Origin of the sequence: Chamaesiphon polymorphus CCALA 037 (genome assembly GCF_003003845.1) — a bacterium.
Lineage (GTDB): Bacteria > Cyanobacteriota > Cyanobacteriia > Cyanobacteriales > Chamaesiphonaceae > Chamaesiphon > Chamaesiphon polymorphus.
On the sequence record NZ_PVWO01000626.1, the window covers coordinates 1 to 2,877 of the forward strand.

A 2,877-nucleotide genomic window follows, 5' to 3' on the forward strand; every position below is an offset into this window, starting at 1 on the left:
TGGCAAATGAAGATTGATGATGCTCGCTGTAAACTTACTTCTCTTTACCCTAATATTGAATTTTGACACTGCACTAGGTATCGACCGTCAGGACTAAATAGCGTCCGAATCGCCCAATGCTCGTGAGGAAGAATCTGCAAACATTCACCAGTTGCTAGATCCCAAATCCTAACTGTACCGTCAGCACTAGCACTCGCCAGTTGGCTCTCATCGGGACTGTAGGCGACCGAAAACACCCAATTGGTATGCCCGAGTAATACTTGGCTGCAATGACGCTCTACATTCGTTGCTGCCGGATCTGCCAGCAATCCAGGCAGATCGTAGATCCGAATCTGACAATCATCGCTACCGATCGCCAATCGGCAACCATCGCGACTAAATTTCATCCCCCGAAAAGTGTGAGTATGCGGCCCGATCGTGGCGATCTGCCGATTGGTTTGGACATCCCACAATCTGACCGTGCAATCTTCACTAGAGCTAGCCAAAATATTACCGTCACAGCTAAAAGCCAAGGCGCGAGTCCAATTAGTATGACCTTGAAAAATTGCCACCCTTTGACCGTCAGCAATCTGCCACAGCGAAACATCGCCATTGGTATCGCCAGTGGCTAGCAACTCGCCAGCCGGATGGTAGCTTGCCATAAAAATCCCCCCAAATGCTTGGGTAAACACACAACGATCGAATATCGCTGCGGTAAAATCGACCTGATGGAGATTGACATCGGCGAGATAAGCCGATCGAATTGGCAGCAAAGAGCAGTCTATATCTTTGAGGGTAGGTGTCTCGCCACAGCAATTGCGGAGCGTTCCATCGGCTCGATGGAGATCGTTCCTAGCAAATAGCTCGGTTGCTAATTCGATCGCTAAGTTGAGGATATTGCCAGCCAGATAGCCAGGGGGAATCGGATCTAGAGTGCGCCAGCGATCTAAAATCTGCCGCAAGTGTGCGTCCAGATCGGCTCGACTCGGCCAGAGATCGAGTAATCGATCGACAATCGGGCGTAAAATCGATTGAATTTGGGCGATGCGCAGATAATCTTTGGCTTGAGCCTTAATAATTGCGTAGGTATTGAGATGACAAAACCGTTGGAGCAGATCCGTTGCAGGTGGCTCGGTTGCAGATGGCGGTGACAGTTCGGCCACAAATCGATCGATCGATCGACCCGTGACATAGGTCGTCATTACAGGCTGAATCGACCAATCTCGATCGTGACAGATCGTCACGCAACGGCGCGATAAGGACTGGAGCGCGTTGATAATTTCCCCTGGCATCTGGGTATTGAGCGGCAAATTCGATCGCAACTCTGCACCAGTGACTGGTTCGCGTTCGATCGCCAACCAGTAAACTAGTTGCTGTTCGGTCTCAGACAGCCGCTCGAATTGACGCTTGAGGATATCATCAATATCTCGAAACTGAAGCTGACCTTGTTTCATCAGGGGATATAGTTCCAAGACTTTTTCGCCACCACCAGTTAGTTCGATTGCGGTAATGGCCGCGATTTTTAGAGCCAGCGGATTGCCAGCATAATGGGCGTGTACTTCTTGCCACATCTGCTCTGGTAATTGGGGACAACCATAGGCTTGCAGCAATTGATGTCCGGCTGCCGATGTTATCCCATTAACGGTCATCGACCGGACAAACTGGGGATTGACAATTTGTAACCTAGCGATCGTGTGCGGCTTTTCCCGACTAGTGAGCAGCGCACAACTTTGATGGGGCAGTTCGCCGATGGCTTTAAATAATCGATCGTAACCTTCATACCCGGGCAAATACTGACCGGATTCCACTTGTCCTGCCAGGATTGATTCGACATTATCTAGCACTAATAAACAGCGATTTTTTTTGAGGCACGCGATTAATAACTCAATTTGTTCGTCTAATGAATCTGGCAACTTGAGAATGGGTTGCTGACTCAAACACTCCAGCAGATCGGCGCAAAGTTCCTTAATTGGCGGTAGATTGAGCAAAGATCGCCACACGATCGCATCAAAGTAGCCGCCCACTTGACGAGCGATTTCGGCTGCCAGTGTAGTTTTGCCCATCCCGCCCATCCCGACCAGAAAAATCAGCCGACAATTGTCGTACAGACACCATTGAGTCAGCGTTACTAATTCCTCTGTTCGCCCATAAAAACGATCCAGCGCATCGAGTTCGCCGCTATATCTGAGTCCAAATCCGCTCGTTCTGCCAGCGGTTAGATTGGGACTAGATTGGTTCCTAGCCTCTCGATCGCTACCGCTGGCGGTTGCCTCAACTTGACTGGAAGTTGGCTCGGTGAGGACAGTACTATTTTCAGCCAGCTTAAATTCTGGCTGCTTTGCATACCACAATAGTACTGCTGCCAAACTCTTCTTAGTAACTTTTTGACCCAATTTTTGGCTCAAAGACTGCCATAACTGAGCACCAGTCTCCCGGATATATCCGGTCTGATATCGTCCGCTAGAGCGTTTCGAGGCTTTGCTAGCAGTGGGTGCTTCCGCATCTGCTCGTGCGGTTGTCGCTAAATTAGCTTTAGCCGCTGTGGCAATTTGTTGATAGCTTTCACCAGCAAGTACGCCACGGACAATTTGAACCTGAACCGGATTTAAGGATTTGGGAGCCAAAACTATTTCAATAATTGCGATAGCTCGATCGGCATCCATGCTTAAAGTTCGATTTTGGACTTCTTGATTATAGCGATCGTACCTTTTAACCTACTTTTTGCATACTTTTATAGCCATGAACTAGACATTCGATCGGTTAAATTTGGAATACAGAGTGTTTGTGTGTTCAACTTTTGATTTTTTTGGTCTAACTTCAACAACTGAGGTTACCTCCCAAATTAATCATCCCTGAGTATGGTCGATCTCTACCAGATCGATCGATTATACTTAGGGG

The 2,877-nt window shown here is 48.3% G+C and carries 1 protein-coding gene; it reads right to left on the reverse strand.

Annotation, left to right across the window (positions count from 1 at the left end; all coding sequences use genetic code 11):
* Positions 1 to 44: 44 nt before the first annotated feature.
* On the reverse strand, positions 45 to 2,642 hold the full coding sequence (locus tag C7B77_RS27390) for a WD40 domain-containing protein (RefSeq protein WP_106312497.1): 2,598 nt from the start codon (positions 2,640 to 2,642) through the stop codon (positions 45 to 47).
* Positions 2,643 to 2,877: the final 235 nt, after the last annotated feature.